General features: G+C 25.4%; 21 protein-coding genes and 1 riboswitch. Of the genes, 18 read left to right on the top strand and 3 right to left on the bottom strand.

Annotated features, from left to right (window positions below):
* Nucleotides 1-153: 153 nt before the first annotated feature.
* Nucleotides 154-816: a ferric reductase-like transmembrane domain-containing protein gene (locus AC4FQ1_RS04445; protein ID WP_303130657.1), complete on the top strand. Its 663-nt coding sequence runs from the start codon at nt 154-156 to the stop codon at nt 814-816.
* Nucleotides 817-1044: 228 nt separating this feature from the next.
* Here AC4FQ1_RS04445 and AC4FQ1_RS04440 read toward each other — a convergent pair whose 3' ends face one another.
* Nucleotides 1045-1296: a hypothetical protein gene (locus AC4FQ1_RS04440; protein ID WP_303130655.1), complete on the bottom strand. Its 252-nt coding sequence runs from the start codon at nt 1294-1296 to the stop codon at nt 1045-1047.
* 589 nt (nt 1297-1885) lie between these two features.
* On the opposite strand from AC4FQ1_RS04440, the gene AC4FQ1_RS04435 reads away from it, so the two are divergent.
* The 12 genes from AC4FQ1_RS04435 (at nt 1886) to bsh (ending at nt 17824) form a co-directional block, all read left to right on the top strand.
* The gene (locus AC4FQ1_RS04435) at nt 1886-3325 is read left to right on the top strand and encodes an FAD-dependent oxidoreductase (protein ID WP_491169038.1); all 1440 of its coding nucleotides are present in this window, start codon (nt 1886-1888) and stop codon (nt 3323-3325) included.
* Nucleotides 3326-3570: 245 nt separating this feature from the next.
* Complete coding sequence (locus AC4FQ1_RS04430) at nt 3571-4806, top strand: Zn-dependent hydrolase (RefSeq protein ID WP_491169037.1); 1236 nt, start codon at nt 3571-3573, stop codon at nt 4804-4806.
* Between the two features lie 224 nt (nt 4807-5030).
* Nucleotides 5031-7787 carry a type I restriction endonuclease subunit R gene (locus AC4FQ1_RS04425; RefSeq protein ID WP_491169036.1) on the top strand — a complete coding sequence of 919 codons (2757 nt, stop codon included), beginning with the start codon at nt 5031-5033 and terminating at the stop codon, nt 7785-7787.
* 69 nt (nt 7788-7856) lie between these two features.
* The gene (locus tag AC4FQ1_RS04420; RefSeq protein WP_491169203.1) at nt 7857-9401 is read left to right on the top strand and encodes a type I restriction-modification system subunit M; all 1545 of its coding nucleotides are present in this window, start codon (nt 7857-7859) and stop codon (nt 9399-9401) included.
* 12 nt (nt 9402-9413) lie between these two features.
* Complete coding sequence (locus AC4FQ1_RS04415; RefSeq protein WP_491169035.1) at nt 9414-10643, top strand: restriction endonuclease subunit S; 1230 nt, start codon at nt 9414-9416, stop codon at nt 10641-10643.
* 215 nt (nt 10644-10858) lie between these two features.
* Nucleotides 10859-11011: a zinc-ribbon domain-containing protein gene (locus AC4FQ1_RS04410; RefSeq protein WP_024615861.1), complete on the top strand. Its 153-nt coding sequence runs from the start codon at nt 10859-10861 to the stop codon at nt 11009-11011.
* Nucleotides 11012-11722: 711 nt separating this feature from the next.
* A complete protein-coding gene (locus tag AC4FQ1_RS04405; protein ID WP_491169034.1) occupies nt 11723-13219 on the top strand; it encodes a nuclease-related domain-containing protein in 1497 nt (498 codons plus the stop codon).
* Between the two features lie 295 nt (nt 13220-13514).
* Complete coding sequence (locus tag AC4FQ1_RS04400; protein WP_491169033.1) at nt 13515-14396, top strand: hypothetical protein; 882 nt, start codon at nt 13515-13517, stop codon at nt 14394-14396.
* A 217-nt stretch (nt 14397-14613) separates the two neighbouring features.
* Nucleotides 14614-15129 carry a ClbS/DfsB family four-helix bundle protein gene (locus tag AC4FQ1_RS04395; protein ID WP_491169032.1) on the top strand — a complete coding sequence of 172 codons (516 nt, stop codon included), beginning with the start codon at nt 14614-14616 and terminating at the stop codon, nt 15127-15129.
* Between the two features lie 276 nt (nt 15130-15405).
* On the top strand, nt 15406-15816 hold the full coding sequence (locus AC4FQ1_RS04390; RefSeq protein ID WP_491169031.1) for a universal stress protein: 411 nt from the start codon (nt 15406-15408) through the stop codon (nt 15814-15816).
* A 336-nt stretch (nt 15817-16152) separates the two neighbouring features.
* Nucleotides 16153-16803, top strand: coding sequence for a helix-turn-helix transcriptional regulator (locus AC4FQ1_RS04385; protein WP_491169030.1), 651 nt, complete (start codon nt 16153-16155; stop codon nt 16801-16803).
* Between the two features lie 31 nt (nt 16804-16834).
* A complete protein-coding gene (gene bsh / locus AC4FQ1_RS04380; RefSeq protein ID WP_491169029.1) occupies nt 16835-17824 on the top strand; it encodes a choloylglycine hydrolase in 990 nt (329 codons plus the stop codon).
* An 86-nt stretch (nt 17825-17910) separates the two neighbouring features.
* On the opposite strand, the gene AC4FQ1_RS04375 is transcribed toward bsh, so the two are convergent.
* Together AC4FQ1_RS04375 and AC4FQ1_RS04370 are read right to left on the bottom strand one after the other, a co-directional pair.
* Nucleotides 17911-19176 (bottom strand): cation:dicarboxylate symporter family transporter, encoded by a 1266-nt coding sequence (locus AC4FQ1_RS04375; RefSeq protein WP_491169028.1) that lies wholly within the window; start codon nt 19174-19176, stop codon nt 17911-17913.
* Nucleotides 19177-19679: 503 nt separating this feature from the next.
* Nucleotides 19680-21131, bottom strand: coding sequence for a DUF4317 domain-containing protein (locus AC4FQ1_RS04370; RefSeq protein ID WP_491169027.1), 1452 nt, complete (start codon nt 21129-21131; stop codon nt 19680-19682).
* Nucleotides 21132-21379: 248 nt separating this feature from the next.
* Here AC4FQ1_RS04370 and AC4FQ1_RS04365 point away from each other — a divergent pair, with 248 nt between their 5' ends.
* The 5 genes from AC4FQ1_RS04365 (at nt 21380) to AC4FQ1_RS04345 (ending at nt 25707) form a co-directional block, all read left to right on the top strand.
* Nucleotides 21380-21790, top strand: a complete 411-nt coding sequence (locus AC4FQ1_RS04365) for a peptide deformylase (protein WP_491169026.1) — start codon at nt 21380-21382, stop codon at nt 21788-21790.
* Between the two features lie 22 nt (nt 21791-21812).
* On the top strand, nt 21813-22949 hold the full coding sequence (locus AC4FQ1_RS04360; protein WP_491169202.1) for a glycerate kinase family protein: 1137 nt from the start codon (nt 21813-21815) through the stop codon (nt 22947-22949).
* Nucleotides 22950-23010: 61 nt separating this feature from the next.
* A riboswitch (guanidine-I (ykkC/yxkD leader) is annotated at nt 23011-23106 on the top strand.
* Between the two features lie 72 nt (nt 23107-23178).
* On the top strand, nt 23179-23886 hold the full coding sequence (locus tag AC4FQ1_RS04355; RefSeq protein ID WP_491169025.1) for a B3/B4 domain-containing protein: 708 nt from the start codon (nt 23179-23181) through the stop codon (nt 23884-23886).
* Nucleotides 23887-23951: 65 nt separating this feature from the next.
* Nucleotides 23952-24638, top strand: coding sequence for a radical SAM protein (locus AC4FQ1_RS04350; RefSeq protein ID WP_491169024.1), 687 nt, complete (start codon nt 23952-23954; stop codon nt 24636-24638).
* 103 nt (nt 24639-24741) lie between these two features.
* Nucleotides 24742-25707 (top strand): nucleoside hydrolase, encoded by a 966-nt coding sequence (locus tag AC4FQ1_RS04345; RefSeq protein ID WP_491169023.1) that lies wholly within the window; start codon nt 24742-24744, stop codon nt 25705-25707.
* Nucleotides 25708-25985 lie beyond the last annotated feature (278 nt).

Here is a 25985-nt window from a genome sequence, read left to right as displayed (position 1 = left end):
ATTATGTTAAAGAAATTATTAATATAAAACAATATAATACAATACTCTATTCACAAAAAGTTAAAATTTAAAACATTGACGACACAAAGTTAATATATTATTATTATCAATGTGATAATGATAATAAATATCAATAGAAAGAGGTAAGAAATTATGCATTTAATTTATTCATTAATTATAGTTACGGCATTATCATTGATTTTACCAACAGCTATAAGAAAATATTCAAAAGTATTTTATGGGTTAGCTACTGTAATTGGAATTCTAGTTACAGTTTATGAAATATTAAGATTAACAAATGGTTATAAACTAGAAGGGTTTATTGGAGCTTTAGAAAAAGCATTTATGAGAGGAAATGTTGCAATAGCATTTTTCGTACTTGTTATGTTTGCAGGAGCTTTAAATAAAAAGCTTAATATAACTAAAAAATTAATAAGTATTAGAGCAGAACTTGCTATATTAGGTTCAATACTTATAACTCCACATTGTATTATGTATTTTGTAAGATTTATAAATAAATTTATGTTAGGAAAACCAATTAAATTCCTTTATGTAACTTATTTAATTATAGGACTTATAGCATTTTTCATAATGATTCCTTTATGTGTAACTTCATTTAAAAAAGTTAGACGTAAAATGGACTTTAAAAAGTGGAAGAAGATACAAAGATGGGCTTATCCATTTTATTTCTTAGTTTATGTACATATAATGATAGCTTTATTTAATCACAAGTTAGATTGGATAAAAATAATTACATATACAGTTTTATTTGTTGGATATTTTATTTTAAAGATTTTCAATGAGAATAAAAATTAATTTCGCTTAAATTATATAATAAAAGTTTATTATATTTAATTTATAAATACAAATATATTATTTTAATTGTAATATGAAACATTAATATTCATTACAATAGCATTTGAAATGCTTACAAAAAATCACCTAGATTTAAACACATAATTAAAAGTAGTTAAAGAAAATAAAATTATTTTCTTTAACTATTTTTTATATAAATTTTAAACATTAATAAACATAAATAATAAATTATTTTATAATATTTTTTTTGTATTTTTGAGATTTAATAATTAAGACACAACCTAATACAGCAAGTATTATTGTTATTATAAATGATAATAATATTGGTAGTTCATATATGTAATAAATAGGATTAGTGTAAAAGCTACTATGCATTTGCATATCAATGTACTGAATGATTTTTAAGCCATATAATTCTAAGGATAATAATACCAAACTTATAATAATTGCAAGCCATCCAATATAACCTTTTTTATTCATAGTTATCCTCCTAATAGTTTAAAATGATTATTTATAACTACTTTTAAAAACTACATTAAATTTATGAAAGTATAAAATTTTATTATACTTTTAATATATAGTATCACATATAACCTATTTAATAACAGAAGTGTTAAAAATTTTTTATTTTTTTAATAGATTTTTATATTCTGTATATAAATTTTCATATAATTTCGTATGCTTTTTAAATACTATTTTAAATTTATAAAGCTTAAAAAATTTAAGATTAAAATTTAATAAGTATACCTAAATAAAAAATAATTGTAGTTTATGAAGATAGATTTATATGTTATTAAAAGGCTCTTTTAAAATGTAGAGATTTTTTCTTTTTTAGAAATATAAATAATTAAGATTTTAAAATTTAATTATATGAAGTTAATTTGAATTAAAAATTAATTTTACATTGCAATTTTTAAAAGTTTAAAGACTATCAAAAGTATATATAAGCAATTATATTAAATTATATTTTTAATATAAAAATAGTTAAATGAATAAATGATATTTAAGTATATAATAGCTGAACATAAGAAAAAATACTTTGTATATAAGAAAAATATGAGGTGAATTTATGGAATCAGTATGGAGCGAAAGCTGTAAAATTACAAAAAGAGAAAGCTTAAATAAAGATATAAAAACTGATATTTTAGTTATTGGAGCTGGAATAGCAGGAATATTAACAGCATATATGTTAAAGGAAAAGGGAAGAGATGTTGTTTTAATTGATGGAGATAAGATTGCAGGGGGAAACACTAAAAATACTACTGCAAAAATAACTTCTCAGCATAATTTAATTTATCACAAATTAATATCAGAATTTGGAGAAGAAAAGGCAAGGCAATATGCAAAGGCAAATGAACTTGCTATAAAAAAGTATAAAGAAATTATTGAAGAGAGAAAAATAGATTGTGATTTTGAAGAAAGACCTGCATATGTTTATTCTTTAAATGAAACATATTTTCTAAAAGATGAAGTGGAAGCTGCTAAAAAACTTGGTATTAATGCTGAGTTTGTAGAAGAAACTGAACTTCCATTTAAAGTTGAAGGTGCTGTTAAGTTCAATAATCAAGCACAATTTAATCCACTTAAGTTTTTAGAAAACATTTCAAAAGATTTAACTATATATGAAAATACTAGAGCAATAGAAATTAGAAGAAATGAAGTAGTTACTAATAAAGGAAAGATAACTGCAAATTATATAGTTATAGCAACTCATTATCCAATAATGAATGCACCAGGATATTATTTCTTAAAAATGCATCAAGAAAGGTCATATGTTATTGCTTTAGAAAATGTAGATAAAATTAATGGTATGTATATAGACGTTGATGAAAGTGGATATTCTTTTAGAAATTATAAAGATTTAATGTTACTTGGTGGAATAAAGCAAAGAACAGGAGATAATGAAACTGGTGGTAGTTATGATAAATTAAGAGAAGTTTCAAAAGAGTTATATCCAAAATCAAAGGAAAAATATCATTGGTCAGCTCAAGATTGTATGACTTTAGATGGAATACCTTACATAGGAAGATATTCAGATGATACACCTAATATATATGTAGCAACTGGATTTAATAAATGGGGAATGACAAGTTCTATGGTATCTGCAATGATAATATCAGATATGATACTTGAAAAAGAAAATGACTTTAAAGAAATATTTTCTCCAAAGAGATTTGACTTATCATTATCAATAAATAATGTTGCAAAAGATATAAGTGAAACAGCAAAAAACTTTATTGCACAAAAAATATATATTCCAAGTAGTCAAATAGAGCATATTCAAAATGGTCATGGAGGAATTGTTGAATATAATGGAGAAAAGGTTGGAGTTTATAAAGATAAGAATGGAAAAGAATATATTGTATCAACAAAATGTGCTCATTTAGGATGTGAACTTAAATGGAATGCAGATGAGTTAACATGGGACTGTCCATGTCATGGATCAAGATTTGATTATAAAGGAAGATTAATTGGAGGGCCAGCAGTTAAAAATATTGTGGAAGATTAATTTTAAAGGCTTGTGTAAAGTTATGAAGGAAATATAACACTTTATAATATTGATGGGAAAAAGATTAATAGTATTAAGGAAACTTATGGTTAAAATAAAAAGAACCAAGTCTATATAGATGAGGTTCTTTTTTTAATATAAGTTACAAAAGAAATTTACTAAATTTTAATAAACTTGAACAATAAATGGAAGAATACTAAAATTAATATGGAGAGGTATTTGAAAAATAAAAGGAGTGTTTGAGGGTGAAAAAATATTATTGTAACAAAAGAAGAATGGAAGATAAAATAAAAACCTTTTCAAAATATGGTCACACAGAAAAAGGTGGAATAACAAGATACTCTCTATCAAAGGAAGCAATACTTGCAAGAGAAGAATTTATAAAGAGAATGAAAGCAATTGGAGCAAAAATACAATTAGATGATATGGCAAATATATATGCAACAATAGAAGGTACAGATAAAAATGCAAAAAGAATTGTTATGGCATCTCATTTAGATTCAGTAAAAAATGGTGGTAATTATGATGGAATACTAGGGGTTATTGGTGCTATGGAAGTTTTAGAAACAATAGTATCTGAAAATATAAAACATAAACATCCAATAACAGCTATGGTATGGACAAATGAAGAAGGTTCATTATATCCACCAGCAATGATGTCCTCTGGAATATTATGTGGAAAATTTGATAAAGAAAAAATGCTTCAATCAAAAAGCATAGTAGATGGGAAAAGTACATTTGGAGAAGCTTTAAAAAATAGTGGTTATATTGGAGATGAAAAAAATAGATTAAATCCTGATGATTATAAATGTATGCTTGAATTTCATATAGAGCAAGGGCCAATACTTGAAGCAAATAAAAAAGAAGTTGGAGTTGTTACTTGTGTACTTGGAATGGTTAATTACAGAATAAAAACTTATGGACAAGCAGACCATGCAGGAACAACACCAATGAAATTTAGAAAAGATGCACTATATGCAGCAGCAAAGGTTCTTATACATATTCATGATGAACTTGATAAACTTGATGAAAATCTTGTATATACAACTGGAGAAATTACATGCCACCCTTGTGTTCACACAGTAATACCAGACTTTGTATCTTTTTCATTAGATGTAAGGCATGAAAATCCAGAAGTTATTAAGGAAGTTGTTAATGTAATTAATAATATACCAAAGGAAGTTTGTAAGTGTAAAGTTGAATGTGAACTGGCTTGGGAACGTGATACTGTTTATTTTGATAAGGAACTTGTAAAAATTATTAAGGAAAGTGCAGATGAACTTAATATAGAAAATCAATATATAAATAGTGGGGCTGGACATGATGCACAGTATGTAGCAAGTATGCTTCCTACTGCTATGATATTTGTTCCGTCAAAGGATGGACATAGTCATTGTGAGGAGGAGTTTACAAGTGTAGAGGAATGTACAAATGGTGCAAGTGTTATGTTAAATACTGTACTTAAGGTGGATGAGAGATAGAGTTTTGAATTTTTAATTGAGAAGTGTAGAATAAATTATTAATTTATTAAAGTTGTATATGTATTTATATTTATAGTATTTTTCTAGCATAATTATAATACTCAACAATACAGAAAAGTGTTGTTGAGTTTTTTATTCAGTTGTTTTATATTTTAAATAATTTATATTTTAAAAAAAGTGTAGTATTATTATACTATAATTTTACAGTATATTTAGGGGGAAATATGACATATCAAAGTGAAAGTGAATTAGAAGAACGATTAATTTTACAATTAACAAAACAAGGTTATGAAAAAGTAAAAATAAATAATGAAGAGGATTTAAATAGAAATTTTAAAGAAATACTATCAAAATTTAATGAGAAAAAGTTAAATGGAGTTCCGTTAACTGATAAGGAATTTAATAGAATACTAACTTATTTAAAAGGAAAGAGTATTTTTAAAAGTTCAAAACTTTTTAGGGATAAATATGTATTAGAAAGAGAAGATGGAACTTTTATTTATATAGAATTTTTTGATAAAAAAGATCATCATAATAATATTTTTCAAGTTACTAATCAAGTTACTATGGAAAGTAAATATAAAAATAGATATGATGTAACTATTTTAATTAATGGATTACCTATGGTTCAAATAGAACTTAAAAGGAGAGGTAAGGATTTTAAAGAAGCTTTTAATCAAATAGAGAGATATAGAAGGCATTCTTTTAAAGGGCTTTATAGATATATTCAATGCTTTGTAATTTCAAATGGTGTTGATACTAAGTATTATGCAAATAGCGATAAAGATATTAAATTTGATTTTACTTTCTTTTGGAGTGATGAAAAAAATAAACGTATAACTAATTTAAGTGAGTTTACTGAAAGTTTTTTAGATAAATATAGATTAAATAACTTAATAGCAAAGTATATGATAATTCAAGATTCAGAAAAAAATCTTATGGTTATGAGACCTTATCAAATATATGCAGTTGAAGCTTTAATGAAAAGAGCTAGAGAAACTAATAATAACGGATATATATGGCATACAACAGGTTCTGGAAAGACCTTAACATCTTTTAAGGCAAGTCAGCTTTTAGCAGATGAAGAAAGTATTAAAAAAGTATTTTTTTTAATAGATAGAAAAGACTTAGATAGTCAAACTGTTGAAGAATTTAATAAATTCCAAAAAGGTTGTGTAGATACAACTACAAATACAGGAATTTTGATAAAACAAATAGAAAATATAAATACAAGACTTATAGTAACAACTATTCAAAAGCTTGCAAGACTTTTAAAGTCTGAAAAATATTCAAATAGAATGGAAAAATATAAAGATGAAAAGGTTATATTTATTATAGATGAATGTCATAGAAGTCAATTTGGAGATATGAATACAGCTATAAATAAACATTTTAAAAATGCACAATACTTTGGATTTACAGGGACACCAAGGCTTTTAGAAAATAAAAGTCAAGATGGTAGAACTACGGCAGATATTTTTGATAAATGTTTGCATAGTTATCTTATAAAAGATGCAATTAATGATGGAAATGTTTTAGGATTTTCAGTTGAATATATAAAAACTTTTGATGGTGATATAAATGAATATGATGATGAGAAAGTTAAAGCAATAGATAAAGAAGAAGTATTTATGGCTGATGAAAGAATAGAACTTATTGCAAAACATATAATTAAAAATCATGACAAAAAAACTAATGGAAGAAAGTTTTGTTCTATATTAGCAGTACAAAGTATCCCTGCGCTTATTAAGTATTATGATAAATTTAAAGAACTAAAGCATGATTTAAAAATTGGAGCAATTTTTACCTTTCAAGATAATGAAGATTTAAGTAATAAAAAAGAACATTCAAGAGATAGTTTAGAAAAAATTATAAAAGATTATAATTATATGTATAAAGAGGAAGAAAAAAAATATAGTACAGATACCTTTGAAGCTTATTTTAAAGACATTTCAAATAAAATAAAAAATTCAGAAATAGATATTGTTATAGTTGTAAATATGCTTTTAACAGGATTTGATAGTAAGCCTTTAAATACACTTTATGTAGATAAAAATTTAAAACATCATGGATTAATACAAGCTTTTTCAAGAACAAATAGAGTATTAGATGCTACAAAACCTTATGGTAATATAGTATGTTATAGAAATTTAAAAAAAGAAACTGATGAAGCTATTTGTTTATTTTCTAAAACAGAAACATCAGACGTAGTTTTAATGCAAAGTTATGAGCATTACTTAAAACTTTTTAAGAAAAGATTAGAAACGCTTTATAATATAGCACCAACACTTGAAACTATTGATATGATGCAAGATGAAAATGATAAAAAAGCATTTGTTGAATCTTTTAAAGAACTTACAAAACAGCTTACAAAGTTAAAAACATTTACTGACTTTGAGTTTACTAAAGAGCTTTTAGGAATATCAGAGCAAGAATATGAAGATTATAAAAGTAAATATTTAGGGATTTATGATTCTGTTAAAAAAGAAGAAAAAACATCAATATTAGCAGACATAGATTTTGGAATAGAACTTATGGAAACAGATAAAATAAATGTTTCATATATATTAAATCTTTTGAGAAATATTGATTTTAGTACAGAAGAAAAAGTTAAAAAAGATGTTGAAAAAATAAGAAGGCTTTTAGATAAAGCTGATAATGAAAACTTAAGATTAAAGTCTGAACTTATTAGAGAGTTTTTAGAAAAAGTAGTTCCAAAGGCTACAAAAGATGATTCTATGGATGAATTATTTAATGACTTCATTGAAGAAAAAAGAGTTGAAGATATTTTAAATCTTTCAAATGAAGTTGAAATCAAAGGAGAAACAGTTAAAGGATTTATAAGTGAATATGAATATTCAGGAAAAGTAGACAGTGCTAAAATTAAAGATTCTTTAACAGGCGGATTATTAAAAAAGAGAAAACTTTCAAATAGAATAAAAGATTTTATTATAGAACATGTAAATAAATTCACATTTTAATTAGGAGGCATTTAAGGTATGGGTAATTTAGTAGAGAGTATAATGGTAAATTCACAATTGGAGGAAGATATGAATACACAGGATAAGCAAAGAGAGCAACAAAGTAATTTACAAAATAAACTTTGGGATATAGCAAATACATTAAGAGGAAGCATGGAAGCTAGTGAATTTAAAAATTATATACTAGGGCTTATTTTCTATAGATACCTTTCAGAAAATGTAGAAGAAAGAGCATTAAAACTTTTAGAAGAAGATAATATGACTTATGAAGAAGCATGGGAAGATGATGAATATAGAGAAGCACTACAAGAAGAACTTGTAAATGATATAGGATACTTTATAGAGCCAAAATATCTTTTTAGAATTCTTTTAAAGGGAATAGAAACTGGAGACTTTGATATAGAAACTTTAGAAGAAGCTATAAATGATATTACAGAATCTACACTTGGTAATGAAAGTGAAGAAGATTTTGATCACCTTTTTGATGATATGGATTTAAAATCAACTAAGCTTGGAAAAGATGTAAAATCAAGAAGTGAAATAATTTCAAAAGTAATGGGAAGTATTGCAAATATTCCATTTAAATTTAATGATAGTGAAATTGATATTTTAGGAGATGCATACGAATATCTTATAGGACAATTTGCAGCAAATGCAGGTAAAAAAGCTGGAGAATTCTATACACCACAACAAGTATCAAAAATATTAGCTAAAATTGTTACAATGGGAAAAACTGACTTAAAAAATATTTATGATCCAACATGTGGTTCAGGTTCATTACTTCTTAGAGTTTCAAGAGAAGCAAAGGTTAGAAATTTTTATGGACAAGAAAAAGTTTCTGCTACTTATAATTTAGCGAGAATGAATATGATACTTCATGGAATTTCATATAAAGATTTTGATATAAAAAATGATGATACATTAGAAAACCCACAACATAAAGATTTAAAATTTGAAGCAATAGTTGCAAATCCACCATATTCAGCAAAATGGTCAGCAGATGCTAAATTCTTAGATGATGATAGATTTTCATCTTATGGAAAACTAGCACCTAAGTCAAAAGCAGATTTTGCATTTATACAACATATGATACATCAGTTAGATGATAATGGAACTATGGCAGTTGTATTACCACATGGAGTGCTATTTAGAGGCGCGGCAGAAGGTGTTATAAGAAAATATCTTATAGAAAAAAGAAATTTATTAGATGCAATTATAGGGCTTCCTGCAAATATATTCTTTGGAACATCAATACCAACAGTAATATTAGTGTTTAAAAAGAATAGACAAAATAGTAATAATGTATTATTTATAGATGCTTCAAATGAATTTGAAAAAGGTAAAAATCAAAATGTATTAAGAGATAGTGATGTAGATAAGATAGTTGAAACATATAAAAATAGAGAAACTATTGATAAATACTCATATGTAGCAAATATAGAAGAAATAAAAGAAAATGATTATAACTTAAATATTCCAAGATATGTAGATACATTTGAAGAAGAAGAACCAGTTGATATAGTAGAAGTGCAAGGAAGGCTTAAAGAGAGAGAAGAAAAGATTAATAACTTATATGAAGAGTTAAATAAACAATTAAAAGAACTTGGATTATAGGAGGTGCAGAAGATGAATAAGAATGTGCCAAAATTAAGATTTAAAGAGTTTAGTGATGAATGGGAAACTAAAAAATTAGGAGATGTCATTAATTATAAAAAAGGATTTGCATTTAAATCTAAGGATTACATTGATAAAGGAATAAGGGTTGTTAAAATATCTGATACAACAGCTAATTCTATTTTAAAAGAAGGAAATACGTTTATTGAGGTTAATAAATATCAAAAGTTTAAAGATTGGATTTTAAAAACTGATGATATAATAGTTTCAACAGTTGGTTCTAGACCACCATTATATTCATCAATGGTTGGGAAAGTTGTAAAAATACCAGAGTTTTGTAATGGAGCACTTTTGAATCAAAATTTAGTAAAGTTGGTACCAAAAGAAATATTAAATGGCTTTTTATATGATTTATTAAAAAAAACAAGGTATACAAAATATATTGAAAATATTTGTAGAGGAAATGCCAATCAAGTTAGTATAACATTGGATGAACTATTTAAGTTTAAAATTAAAGTACCAAGTTTAGAAGAACAAGAAAAAATAGCATACTTCTTTACAATATTAGATAGTTTAATAGAAGAACAAGAAGGAAAAGTAAGAGATTTAAAAATTTATAAAAAAGGAATGATGCAGAAAATCTTTAAACAAGAAATAAGATTTAAAGATGAGGATGGATTAGATTATCCTGAGTGGGAAACTGTTAGTATTGAAGAAATTTCACGAATAAAAGTTGGATTCACGCCTAGTACTAAAGACGATAACGCCTGGAATGGAGATGTTGAATGGTTATCAATAGCTGGAATGACTAATAAGTATATTTACAATGGAAATAAAAAAATTTCTTGTGAATTATTAGGGAAAAGAGAGTTAGTACCAAAAGATACATTAATTATGAGTTTCAAATTAACGATTGGTAGATTGGCAATAGTTAAGAAAGAGCTTATGACTAATGAAGCTATTTGCCAATTTTATTGGAAGAATAATAATATATTAAATGAGTATATGTACGAATATCTTAGTACAGTAAATATTTCATCATTTGGTTGTAGGGCTACAAAGGGAATAACATTAAATACTGAAAGTCTAAATTCAATTGTTGTAAAACTTCCTTGTTTAGAAGAACAAACAAAAATAGCTAATTTCTTATCTAATATAGATAACCTAATAGAAGAGGAGCAAAAGAATCTTGATGATTTAAGAGAAATGAAAAAAGGATTATTACAACAAATGTTTGTATAGGTATAATTAATTTGCAAATCACTAAATAGAAAAAAATGTATAAATTTTCAATTGTTTTAAAAAATAAATAAAAAAAGTTGTAATTGATTAAAGACTATGTTATACTAATCTAGTAGCAGAGTGCTAACAAAAAAAGTTTCATTTAGGTAAATAGTTTCTCAAAGATTAGAGATTATTATATCAATTTAGAATCTTTAATTTTAGGAGGAATGTTTATGACAGATAAAACATTAAAGTGTAGAGATTGCGGAAGTGAATTCGTATTTTCAGTAGGAGAACAAGAATTCTACAAAGAAAAAGGATTTGACAACGAGCCAACAAGATGCATATCTTGCAGAAGAGCTAAGAAAGAACAAAATAGAAGATAATTTTAGATTGTTAAAGGTTGTAGTTTAAACTACAACCTTTTTTTATTTATAAAATAAATATTAAACATAGTTATTAGATTGGGTAAGAGAGGTATGTAGAAGTATAATAAAAATAATCTAATATTTTAAACTGATAAATATTAGTCATTTATATATTTAATTATGTAAGATTAATAATAATTTTTGAGATTAATAGTTCCCTTATTACAATTATATATAGTAATTTTAAATTTATATTGTTTAGAGTTTTTATATTATTAATTAGAATATACACTGCTAGAACAGGGTTGTTTTCCTGATAGTATAATTTTAAATATTTTATTATTAAGTTCAAGAATGTATTTTTTGTTATGTTATATTTTATAGTTAACTATTAGCAAGTTAAATATGAGGTTACTAAAGAATGAAAAAGTGATTTTTAGCATATAGGAAGTTAGTTTGTGGGGATATGTGTTAAATTAACAAAAAATTATTAAATTTAATAAAAAAATAAAAAAATAAATAATTTTTTAATTAGATATTATTTACCATAAGTAGTAAAATTTAAAAGTAACATATTACATAAGGGGGATAAAAATTACATACACCTGATAGAATTTCAGTGTTAAAAGAAAAAGGATTAGTATAGGAAAACAAACGGAGTTGCCACTTGAAAATAAACGGGTTGCTACTAAATTGGTAGTAGCCTATTTTTATGAAAAGGAGGAAGTTATGGGAAAGATATTAATTTTTCTTTATGGAGTATATACAGTACTTAATTATGAAGTTGTAGACATGAAAAGATTTAATAGTGAAGATATGACTTTATTTTTTATAACAGCAATTATAGGTAGTATAATTATGTTGATAGTTAACAGTGGATTTAAAGATTTCTTACATAAAATTTATGCTACAATCACTGGGGGTATAATAGTTGGAATACTAATTATGATTATTGGAAAAGGTGAGGTGCTTATAGCAAATTATTTACATGAAGCTATTGTTAATAAATCTTTAAATAGTGGATTTTGTGATTCTCTTATAAAATTTATAATTATTATACTGATGATTTTAGGAGTACCATTACTATATACTATGTTAACTACATTTGTACCAGAGTTAATGAAAACGCGTTCTAAAAAGTTTTTTGTAGATTGTAAACAAAGAAAAAGAACAGGAAGAAGAAATGAAATATTAAATCATTTACGTAGTAAAATTGGTAATGTAGAAGGTTATGATTTAACAGTTTGTAATAATTTTGATGAAGATAAAATTTATTTATATGATAATACATTAAAATTTGTAGAACATGAAGGTAAAAAAAGATGGTGTACAAATGAAGAAAGAGAAAAGTTAAGATTAGATGATATTGAGAAGATAAAAGAAATATCTAATAAACTTAAAAAAATAGATTTTAAGTTTATAAACAATGAAACTTGGGATATAAATCCAGAACATAATGCATTTGTAGAAAATATAGAAAATAAAAGTTATGAAATATATAATTTAATTAATAGAAGAAAATATATATGCGAAACTGACTATAATAATATTAAAAATGGTAGATTAGGTGAAGAAGCTGTAAATAGGGAACTTAATGAATATGAAAATATTTATAATTTACCTAATATTAGATTAGAGGAACCAGATATTAATGGTAATATGCAAAGTATAGAAAATGACAATATTATAATATCAAGAAATGGTGTTTTTATATTAGAAGTTAAAAACTTTGGACTTAAAGGAAATTATTCTATAGAAATTGAAAGAGATGGACGATGGATTAGAGAATACGATAAAGGTAAACGTGATGTAATGAAAAGTGCTACAGCTCAAAATAATAGACATATTGTTTACATAAATAAAATTATTAATAGAGTTTTAGGTAGAGGTATAGAAAATTACATAGATGCAGAGGGTATAGTGGTTATATCTAATGACAAAGTTTCAATTACAAATCATAGTGAAAATCAAAAGGTTGTTAGAAGCTCTGAAGTTTATTCTTACATAAAAAATAAAGAAGCTATGTTATCACTTGAAGAGATGAATAAGCTAAAAGATTATTTTATTGAGAATAATCTACAAGAACAAAGTTTTCCTATATATGATTATACAGATGAATTAATTAAAAATGTAGAAATATATAATGATGAAATGACTAAGATAGAAAAAATCTTAGATAATATGCTTGAAGCTAGTAGAAAGTTACGTGGAATTAAAAATTGTTAATCTAAAATAATTTTAAAAGATGTTACTACATATGATAATATCATAAATAACAATAGATAAAGATAGAGAAATATAGTTAATAAATTTAAAAATAAATGGTGATATAATTGAATATCTGAATAAGGAAGAAGGAGAGTCAAAGAAGAATTCTCCTTCTTTTTTTCTGTTTAGAAATATGAGTATAAGTATGCTTAATTTAGATATTGCTATATAATATTTGTATATTTAAATAAATATAATGAGATGAATTAATAGAAAGTATAAGAGGGTATTTAGTAAGTAGGAGGAATTAAAGATGTCATTAGCAAATAGTTTTGATGAATTTAAAAGAGAAATAGAGCTTATAATTAAGCAAAATCCATTAGAATGTGAATTATATTCCATTGTTGCATCAATTATTCGTGAAAGGGATAGTAGTAAAAATATTTCATTAAGAGATGTATCTAATATTAAGAGTTTTTACAATCATCAAAATCAAAAAGATAGGATGTATAGAATTAATAATGGTGAATTTGGTGCTTCTGATTTTTTGATAATGGATTCAAGTTACTATTATTCAGGTAGTTGTGAAAATAAGATTTTGGGTTCAATTGAAGTCAAGGCTATATATTTAGAGTTAGATTCAGAAATAAATAATAAGAAAGAGCAGTTTTATGGCGAATTACAAGCATTTAAGAAATTAATTTACACAAATGGGTTGGTATGGCGTTTATATGAATATAATTCAAATTTAAGAAAAGAAAAATTGTTATGGGAAATAAAACTTGGTGAATATAGTTTATACAATAAATGCAGTAATCAAATATCATGTAATGATAAAATAAATTGGGAAAACGTTAAGGAATGGTATAAGTTATTAACAAATTTAGAGGAAATTCATTGGAAGGAAACTATATGTAAGGTAAACAATATTGATATAGAATTAATATGGAAGAGAATTATTGAAAATGAAGGTAAAGACTTTAAGCAAAAAGGTGGTAAGATATTTACATATAATTTAATAGGGGAAAATACTATTAAATTAAATACAACTAATAGAATTATATCTAAATCACAATTTGAAAAAGCTTTAAATTTTGTTCCTTTAGATAAACTTGAACCTATTCAAAACTTACAAGCTCCTTCATACATATATGGAATATTAATGGATGACAGAATTAGAAAAGAAAATTGGTAGAAACCTTATTTAAAGATGATACGGCAAAAGATTTCAAACTGGAAAGAATTATCCTGATATAAATAGTTTGGTACTATCAAGTACTCTATTTGGTGTTTCTCTTGATACTCTAGTTAAAGGAGATTTAGAGGAAATGAAAGAAGAAATTAAGGCATAGGATATCAAAGGGTTTAACCATAAGGTATAAAAGAGAATTAATTTAGAGAGGAATGAATATATGAGAGAATATGAGAGTAAAGAGGATTTAATTTTAGAAATTTCAAATAAAGCTAAATTATTTATAAAAGAGTTTGATGATATTAAGGAAAATGATAAAAATAAGTTAATTGATGAAGTTGATAGAACTCCAAGTCAAATGATTGCATATCAATTAGGATGGATGAACTTGCTTCTTAATTGGGAAAAGGAAGAACAAGAAGGAAAAACAGTTATAACACCAACACCAGAATACAAATGGAATAAGCTTGGTGGCTTATATAATAGTTTTTATAAACAATATGAAAATTATACTTTAAAAGAGCTTGAGAGTATGTTTATAAATTTAGAGAATCAAATTATTGAACTTATTAATAGTTACACAGATGAAGAGTTATTTGTTCAAGGGAAAAGAAACTGGGCATCACAGACCCCTTCTAATTGGCCAATATGGAAATGGATTCACATTAATACTGTTGCACCATTTAAATCTTTTAGAACAAAGATAAGAAAATGGAAGAAAGTAATGTATAGTTAAATTTTGAATATATAAAATTATTTTGTTATAAAATCTATTGAGAAAATTTAAAAAGTCAAAAATAAAATAAGAACAAGATTTTTATATTAATTTATCTAATATGATATTACAGCGTGAGCAGAAGAAAGTTATATAGAAAGAGTGCATTTAATTTTTTAAATGCACTCTTTTAATTTAATAATATAGAGGAAATATTATTAATATATAGAATTATATAAGTATAAGGGTATATAAAAGAGAATTTAAAATGAAAAATTACAAAGGAAGGTGAAATTTATGAAGAAAAAAATACTATTACCTCTTGATGGAAGCGATAGAGACTTAATGGAAGTAAACTTCATAAAAGAAAATTTCAATCCAGAAAAAACAGAGGTTATATTATTAAATGTTGGAGAAGTAGTTTATGTTGAAGGGGCTGTTGTAGCAAAATTAATAATGTCAGAACAAGAAAATAGCTCCAAAATATTAGAAAGAGCTGCAGAAAATTTAAAAGGTTTTCAATGCATAAAGAAATTCCAATTTGGTTATGCAGATAATATTATACTGGATTGTGCTGATGAATTTAATGTGGACATGATAGTAATGGCCAAAAATACTAAAAAGAAATTTGTTCAACTTGTTGGTTCAGTAACTTCTAAAGTAATAAAAAGAGCAAAATGTTCAGTATTAATGTTACCTCAAGTTTAGGTAAATTAATTTAAAATCAAAATAACTTACAATAAAAGCAATGAGGTAGTTAAATTTTTTGACTATCTCATTACTTTATTAAATAGTATATTTTGTAAAATATACTATTTAATAATTTAAAATATTTAAGCTTTTAATTTTTATGTGTAATTATTAAATTTTATATTATTATTAAGATACAATTTTAATAAGTTTTCTGTTTCTTAAATTAAAATAAGTTTTTATAAATAATATTATTTAAATTTAAACAGGACACTATATGACCAATTTAAGTATTATTATAATAATAAAATAACGAAACAAAATTATGACATAGTTATTTTTGAGGAGAAAAATATGAGATTATTGGAAATACTATTTTATTTATTAAGAATTAATTGTAAAACTACAATTAAAGAATTAGCAAAAAAGTTTAATGTATCAGAAAAGACAATACGTAGAGATTTAGATAAACTATCAGTTTTAGGCATTCCTATAATTTCATATAGAGGGAAAAATGGTGGGATAGAAATAGACAAAAACTACATAATAGCTAAATATATATTAACAAAAGCTGACTTTGAAGATTTAATTTTATCATTATACATATCAGAAAATATAATGAGTGATTTAAAAAGAGCAAATCTTATTGATAAATTTAAACTTGTTAATTCAAAAAGATGTGAAGAAATATTATCTGATTTAGAAGAAAAATTCATAATAGATTTAAAGAGTGAGAAAGATAATAATAAAAACAATATAAACGAAGTAATTAATAAATGTTTAAATGAAAAGTCTTTTGTAAAAATACAATTAGAAGAAAAATTTATAGAGGTATTGCCTATTTCTTATATTTTAAAAAATGATGGATTGTATTTATATTGCTATGATGGGGAGTATAAGTTAATTCCAACAAAGAATTTACATAATCCTTGTCAATGCAATAAGTATTATGATGGAAAAATAATTAAATACAAAGATAATAAAAAGTTTTTAATTAATATTTAATTATAAAAAATAAAAATTATGAGGTGAGAATATGTGTACAGGATTAAGTATTAAATCAAATGAAGGTCATAATTTTTTTGGGAGAAATATGGATTTAGCATACAATTTCAATCAATCTGTTTTAGTTATTCCAAGAAATTATATAAATAAAAGTATAGTTACAGGTGAAAATTTCTCATGTAAATATGCAATTATTGGTATGGGTACTATTATTGATAACCATCTTGCTATGGCTGATGGTATGAATGAAAAAGGATTAGGCTGTGCAGGTTTAAATTTTGATGGTTATGCTTGCTTTGCAGAAAAGCCAGTAGAAGGAAAAGATAATATTACACCATATGACTTTATATACTGGGTATTAGCTAATCACGAAACAGTAGACGAAGTTAAAGAAGCTATTAAGGGTATAGAGTTAGTAAGTATTCCTATAAATGAAAAGACACCAGTATCAATGCTTCATTTTATGATTTGTGATAAAAGCGGAAAAGCAATAGTAGTTGAAAGAACTAAAGAAGGAATTGCTGTTTATGATAATCCAGTAGGGGTTATGACTAACAATCCAAAATTTGATTGGCATTTAACAAATTTAAATGAATATTTATATATTAATCCAAATCATCCAAAAGAAACTATGTGGAGTGATGAAAAATTAGGAGCATTAGGTATTGGAGCTGGAACATTAGGAATGCCAGGAGATTTTTCTTCAGTATCAAGATTCGTAAGGATTGCATACATTAGAGCTCATATGCCAGAATTAAAAGATGATGAGGCAGCTATAACTCAATTCTTTAATATGCTTGATTATGTAAAAATGGTTAAAGGTGGAGTTATAACACAAGATGGTTTAGAAGATTTAACTACATATACAGCTTGTATGGATCAACAAAAAGGAATTTATTATTATAGAAATTATTATAATAATAGAATAAATGCTGTTGATATGCACAAAGAAAATTTAGATGGAAATGAAATTAAAAAGTTCCCATATGCAATGAAACAAGATTTTAATTACCAAAATTAATAAGAAAATATAATAATTAAAATTTATATAAAATAAAAAGATAGAAGTAATTTTACTTCTATCTTTTTTATGTTAAAAATTATAAATTATGCTATTTCACTTACTGAATTAATACATTCCTTGCTTTTTTGAGGGACAAATTCCTTTTCCCACTTAGAAATAACAACAACAGCTAATGAGTTACCAAGAACATTAACAACAGTTCTTGCCATATCAACAATACGGTCAATACCAGCAATAAATGCAACTCCTGCTACTGGAATTCCTAAAGAACCAACAGTTGCTAAAAGAACTACGAAAGATGCACCAGGAACCCCTGCCATACCTTTTGAAGTAAGCATTAATACAAGCACTAAATTAATTTGCGCAGAAAGTGGAAGATGAATTCCATATATTTGAGCAATAAAAAGTGCTGCAATAGATTGATACAAAGTAGATCCATCTAAGTTAAATGAATATCCTGTTGGAATAACGAAAGAAGTAATTGCCTTAGGACAACCGAATGCTTCCATTTTCTCCATAAGTCTTGGTAAAACTGCCTCAGAACTTGCAGTAGTATAAGCTAAAATAAGTTCATCTTTTAAAACCTTCATAAGAGTTATAATGCTTGTTCCAGCTATTTTTGCAACAATACCAAGTACAATAAATATAAAGAATATCATAGCACCATAAACAGTAACAATTAATTTTCCTAAAGGAATTAATGAAGTTAAACCAAACTTAGAAACAGTTACACCAATTAATCCAAAAACACCAAGTGGTGCAAGCTTCATAATTTTATCAGTTACCCAAAACATTGCATCAGCAATACCTTGACATAATGCAAGTACAGGTTTTCCTTTTTCTCCAATTGCAGCTACACCTAAACCAAACATAACTGAGAAGAAAATAATAGGAAGTAAATCACCTTTTGCAAGAGATTCAAAAATATTAGTTGGAACAATGTTTATAAAAGTATCAATAAATCCATGATTTGATGCAGCTTCTGCTGTATTCATATATTTATCAATATTAGTAGTTGCAAGACTACTTATGTTTACTCCGTTTCCAGGGTGAAATAAATTAGCTACAATTAAACCAATTATAATAGCAAAAGTAGTTATTATTTCAAAATAAAGAATTGTTTTTCCACCAATTTTTCCAAGTCTTTTAATATCTCCAACGCCAGCAACCCCAACAACAAGTGATGAGAAGACGATAGGTACAACAATCATTTTAATTAATCTTATAAAAATATCTCCAAATGGATGAAGATATGAAGTAACAACTGGGTTACCATAAAAGATAGCTCCTACAATAATACCTAGTGCTAGTCCAAGTATAATTTGAAATGCTAGTCCGAATTTTTTCATTTGTTTAATAGCCCCTTTCAATAGTTTATAATTCAAAAATTACTATTACGAATTTTATTAAATTAAATATTTGCAAGAATTGAATATATAAAATTGCAATTTGCAGATTATAGTATAACATAAAAAAAAGAATTTATCCTTATATTTTTGAAATTTTTTAATATAATATTTGTATTTTGCAAAATAGATTGAAAAAATTTCTAATTTAAAATGAATAATTATGAAGCTAAATCTTGCAAAAATTTTAAAAAATGAAAGTTTTGCGTTAAAAAATGAAAAAAACAAGTGATTTTTAAATCAAAATTGTTATTTTTTATGAAAAAATATAATAAAAATTACGAACAATATAGTAAAAAATATTAATTTTATAAGATATTTGTTTGTAAATTTGATTTTTTAAAATATGAAATTTTTTTATGGTATTTGATACAAAATAAATTAAAAAATCCAAATAAATGAATAAATAAAAGCTACTAAGAAATTTTTCTTAGTAGCTTTTTTATTTAAATTAAATCATCTAATCCATTAACTTTAGCTTGTTCATCATCATTAATAGGAATAACAATACACTTTTGTCCATTAATTACTTCAGATTTTATTTGAGATACCTTTTCAGGTTTAACTTGAAGTACAACATCATAATCAGACATATCCAAATTATTTTCTAAGTTTTCATCATTAGAATTATTAGTATCATTACTTTCTAAAGTATCTTCTGAATTTAAAGTATTTTCATCTCTGTTTTCAGAAGCTTCTTCTAATGCTATTTCTTCATTAGCTTCAATATTTTCTTCTAAATCCATAGCTTCATTAGTGTCTGAGCCTTCTAAAGCTTTATTAGAATTATCTTCTGAAATATTATCATTATTTAAAGAAGCTTCTTTAGTAACTTCTTCAAGCTTAGTTTTAAGAACTTTAACTTGTTTCTTTAAGTGTTCTTCTTTTTTTCTTTGCTCATTTTCTTTAAGAATCTTTGAATCAATTAAGTTTTCAGCTAAAGGAACATCATCACCAAAGCTTTCAACAAAGGATTTTTCAATTTTAGAAGTAAGTTCTTCAGGGACTCCACTTTCAATTAGAAGGTTTTGAATATCTTTATCCTTTAAAGAAATAGGCTCTTTGTCTGTATCATCATACATTTCATTATATTCTTCAATCATGTTATTTAAATTTTCTTGCACATCCATAAAAACTTTATCAGCTAAAGCTTCATCAGGGAAGGAATCTTTAATAATTGATTTAAAAGCTTCTTTTTGAATAGTTGCAGTTTGTTTTGAATCACAACCTAAAGTATTTTCCATAAGTTCTGGGTGTGTATCTTTTGCATTTTTTGTGTAATACATAATGGAATTAACGTCAGATGAACGGTCAATAAATGCAGGGAATACAAAACCATTAGCAGGTGGCTTAACTACCCAGTCCCTAATACGTGTCTTTATAGTGTTATCTTCTTCAAAATATCTAAGTCCAGGCTCTGAAAGCTCAACAGGGCATATTGCACATAAAATATATTCATATACTTCTTCAGATTCATCTAACTTTTGATTGTCTTTAGTTTTTGTAAGAACATCATAAGAGTCATTAAAAACAAGTATTAAAAAATTACCTGTATAATCATAATTTTCTATAATAGATTTGTAAAAATCATCAAGTAAAGTATCATCATTTAGTTGACTATTTTTAAGCTGCATAAGTGAAATTTGTTTTTCGTTTATAAGATCTTCGTTAAGAGGAAAGTTAAGTTCTAAAATGTTGTTGCCTATTGTTCCAGATAAAACTTTCTTTGCAATTTCTAAGTATTTGAAGTATTCATCTTCATCTAAGTTTAGGAAAGTTTCTCTAAATTTTAAAAGTATGTTTTTTTCTCCATTAACATAGCAACCACACATTTTACTGAAGGTGCAGTAATCTTTTTTGAAACGCTTTTTTAACTCAAGTATATCTTTTTTTCTCATATATAAACTCCTCAATTTGGTATTTTTCATTTTATTATTTAAGTATAGTATTTTTTTAGGGGGAATTAAAGAATTTATTAATTATAAATATATTTTTATAATTTAATCAAAAAGGTGTGCATTTTTATGTAAACTATTTTGAATTTATTCTTATTAAACTATAATCATAATGTATAATTTAATAAGAGAAATAAAATTAATAAAATAAAAAACAAATTATAATCCCAAAAAAGAAAGGCTGAAAAAATATGATAAAACCAATAGTAAAAGATATATTATTTTTAGGTCAAAAATCAGAAATAGCAACTAAAGATGATATATCAGTTATTAATGATTTAGAAGATACATTAAGAGTAAACCTAGACCGTTGCGTTGGAATGGCTGCAAACATGATAGGAATAAAAAAACGTATATTAGTATTTACTGTAGGAAATCTTATAATTCCTATGATAAATCCAAAGATATTAAAAAAAGAAAACAGTTATGAAACAGAAGAAAGCTGTTTATCCTTAACAGGTTTTAGAAAAACAACAAGATATGAAAAAATAGAAGTAGAATACTTTGATAGAAATTTCAAAAAGCAAAAGGGTGTATTTACTGGATTTACTGCACAAATTATTCAACATGAAATAGACCATTTTGAAGGAATAATAATATAAATCCAAGGAAGTGTGATTTATGATGAGGTTTGTATTGGCACCAGATTCATTTAAAGAAAGCATGACTGCAAAAGAAGTTTGCATAGCTATGGAAAAGGGAATAAAAAAAGTATTCAAAGATGCAACATGTATTCATGTTCCTATGGCTGATGGTGGTGAAGGGACATTACAATCATTAATTGATGCAACAAATGGAACAATATACGAAAAAGAAGTAATAGGTCCCTTAGGTAACAAAGTAAAAGGAAAGTTTGGAATACTTGGTACAGAAAATGTTGCTATAATAGAAATGGCACAAGCAAGTGGTATACAGTTAGTTCCAATTAACAAAAGAAATCCTCTTATAACAACAACCTATGGAACTGGAGAATTAATAAAAGAAGCATTAAATAAAGGTGTTAAAAAAATAATAATAGGACTTGGAGGCAGTGCTACAAATGATGGTGGAGCAGGTATGTTACAAGCCCTTGGTGTTAAGTTTTTAAATGATGAAGGTAATGAGATACCATTTGGTGGAGAAAGCCTTAAAGATTTAAAAAATATAGATATAAGTGAAATGGATAAGAGAATATTTAATGTAAATATAGAAGTAGCTTGTGATGTAAAAAATCCTTTAATAGGTGAAAATGGTGCTACAAAAGTATTTGCAAAACAAAAGGGAGCATCAGAAAAGGATATTGATATTTTAGAAAATTCCCTTAAAAATTATTCAGAAGTTGTTTTAAAAGCCTTAGGAAAAAATATAAATGTAGAAGGTGCAGGGGCAGCAGGTGGTCTTGGAGCTGCACTTTTAGGCTTTTGTAATGCTAAGTTACTTAAAGGGATAGATATAGTAATAAAATATTCTCTATTAAAGGAAAAAATAAAATATGCAGATTATGTATTTACTGGAGAAGGAAGTATAGACTTTCAAACGAAATTTGGAAAAACTCCAATAGGGGTAGCAAGTCTTGCAAAATCCTTTAATATACCAGTTATAGCCTTAGCTGGTAGAGTTGGAGAAGGAACATCAGAATTGTATAATCTTGGTATAACATCAATATTTGGAATACTTAAAGAAGCAACAACTTTAGAAGAAGCTCTAAAGAAAGGACCAGAAAATATAGAAAGAACAACAGAAAATATTTGTAGGTTATTAAAGGAAATAAAATTGATTTAGAATTTTCACTATGATAAAATTAAAATATAAATTTTACTCATAAATTAAAATAGAATTATATATTTAAGTTTTCTAGGGTTCCATAATTTAAAAAATTAGCAGGTCCGAGAGAAAACGCACATTTTTGTGTACACGGAAGGATAAAAGCCTGGGAGATATTTTTGTGATATTTCTAAGGCTTTTTTTATTTATAATTAAGGATTTTATTTAGATTTGGGAGGTTATACAAATGAAAAAATTTATTATTGAAAATGACTTTTGGGAGCTGTTTCCTAATGCAAAAATTGGAGTTATTGCTTGTAAAGGCATAGATAATTCTATAAAAGATGAAGATAAATATAAGGATATGCTTTTAAGTGCTGAAAAAGAAGCATTAACACATTTAAACAATTCAGAATTTAGCAAAAATCAAGTTATAAGGGTTTGGAGAGATGCTTTCCAAAAATTTAAGAAAAAGAAAGGTGCAAGAGCATCAATTGAAGCTTTATTAAAGAGAGTTAATAATGGGAATCATATAGGAACAATTAATCCTTTAGTTGATATTTATAATTCTATTTCTTTAAAATATGCTATGCCATGTGGTGGTGAAGACATAGATAAATTTGTTGGAAATATAAGATTAACTAAAGCAGTTGGAGATGAGCCTTTTATAACATTAGGAAGTGATGAAAGTACACCACCATGTGAAGGTGAAGTTGTATATAAAGATGATGCAGGTGCAATTTGTAGATGCTTTAACTGGCGTGAATCAGTAAGAACAATGCTTACTGAAGATACAAAAAATGCTTTTTTATGTATAGAATTAATTGATGAGGAAAGAACAGAGGAGTTTGAAAAGGCATTAAAAGAATTAGCTGAAATAGTTAATGAAGAATTAGGTGGAGATTTTAAAATTTCAATTCTTGATATTAATAATAAAGAAGTAGAAATTAATTAATAATTTAAAAGTGAATAAAAACGTATTTAAATACAAAGATTAGCAAACTTAAGGGGGATAACATAGTGGATAAATTTACTTACAAAGATATTTATATTGAGGATGGAAAAAGGGTACTTGAAATGAACGTACTTCCAGAGAAGTATTGTAATTTTGATTGCATATTTTGTCCAATTGGAAGATCAATAAATAAAATAGATACACAAACTTCTTTTGATAAAATGGATAATGCATTAATTGAATTTGAAAAAACTATTGAAGATACAAAACCAGATTTAATTTTTATTAATTCAAAGGGAGAAGCTTTAGTAAATGACAAAATAAGTGATATTATCGATTTAATTAAAAGAAAAGGAATACCTGTAAGATTACTTTCTAATGGATATATATTAGGTAGAGATGAATATATAAAAATTGCTAATAAATGTGATGAAATAATTGGGGAAATAAAAGCAATAAAAGAAGAAGATTTTCAAAAAGTACAAAGACCTATTGAAGGTTATACACTAGAAGAATACATTGAAAGCATGGTAAAGTTTGATAAACAATATGAAGGAAAATTTATATTTGAAATTACTATAATTAAGGGATATAACGATGATGATGAATCAGTTAAAAAGTTGAAGAACATTATTGAAAAAATAAATCCTGATAAAATAATTATTGAAAGAATGAATGATGAAGTTTTCAAAGAAAAGCTTGGAATAAGTGATGAAAGATATGCTGAAATCTCAAATGAGTTATTAGGATAAAATTTTTTTGATTTTCATTACAATTTAAGAAAAAGTTTATTGATAATATAATATTAATCAATTTAGGTTTAATTATAATTTAGCATATGAAAGGGTATAGAGTATGAAAAAAATAATTTTAGATTTAGATACTGGAATTGATGATGCAATGGCATTATCAATTGCATTAGGAAGCAAAGAATTTGAACTGCTAGGGGTAGTAGGAACTTACGGTAATGTTTATACAGAACAAGGAGTTAAAAATGTAGCAAGCATTTTAACTATGACAGGAAATGAAAATATTCCTGTATATGCAGGTGAAAATCATGCATTAAACAAAACTTCTTTTAAGCGTGAAGAAATTTCAGCAAAAATTCATGGGCAAAATGGTTTTGGAGAAGTTGTTTTAAAAGAATCACAAAAAGATATATATAATAATGGTGCACAGTATATTGTAGATATGATAAATAAATACGGAAAAGATTTAACAATTGTAGCGACAGGCCCTATGACTAATTTAGGAAAAGCTCTACAAATAGATAAAACAATTGCAGAAAAAGTTGGACAAATTGTTATTATGGGTGGAGCGTTAACTGTTCCTGGAAATGTTAGTCCATTTGCAGAAGCTAATATTTCTCAAGATCCATATGCAGCAAAATTATTATTTGATAGTGGAGCTAATGTTATAATGGTTGGACTTGATGTTACAACTCGTTCAGTACTTAAACTTACTGATACAGATAAATGGAGAAAAACTAATACTGAAACAGGAAGAAAATTAGCTGATGCTGTTGATTATTATATTCATATTCATGATGAAATAGCACCAGGAGTAAATGGTTCTTATTTACATGACCCTTCAGCAGTAATTGCAGCAGTTCATCCAGAATGGTTTGAAATGTTACCACTTTATTTAAATGTTGAACAAGAAGGGCCTTCAGTTGGAAGAACAATAGCTTATGCAGAAAAAATAAGAGAATCTAATCCAAATGTGAGGGTTTGTATTAATGTAAATTCACCAAAGGTAGTAGAGTATTTAAATGAATCAATATTAAATTTATCTACAAAAAAAACTAAGGATATATTTTAAAAATATATCCTTAGTTTTTTATAGCTATTTTAAAGAGTGATTGTTATATAAACAAAATAGTTTTTACTAAAATTTTGTTTATTGTTGGTATTATAATTAACTTTATATTTATTTTAATAAAGTTAAATTCTTATTTTGGTCATATATTTTTTGTAAAGTATCTTTTTATATAAACATTGAAAATTGAATCTTACCCTTAATTAGTCTTATAACTTATATTTATTTTAAAAAAATTAAAATTGAATTATTTTTCTTTTTAATAGTTAACTTGACTTTAT

Source organism: Clostridium sp. TJA020 (assembly GCF_058310295.1).
Note: the sequence above shows the minus strand (reverse complement) of the source record. Positions and strands in the feature narration are given on the sequence as shown.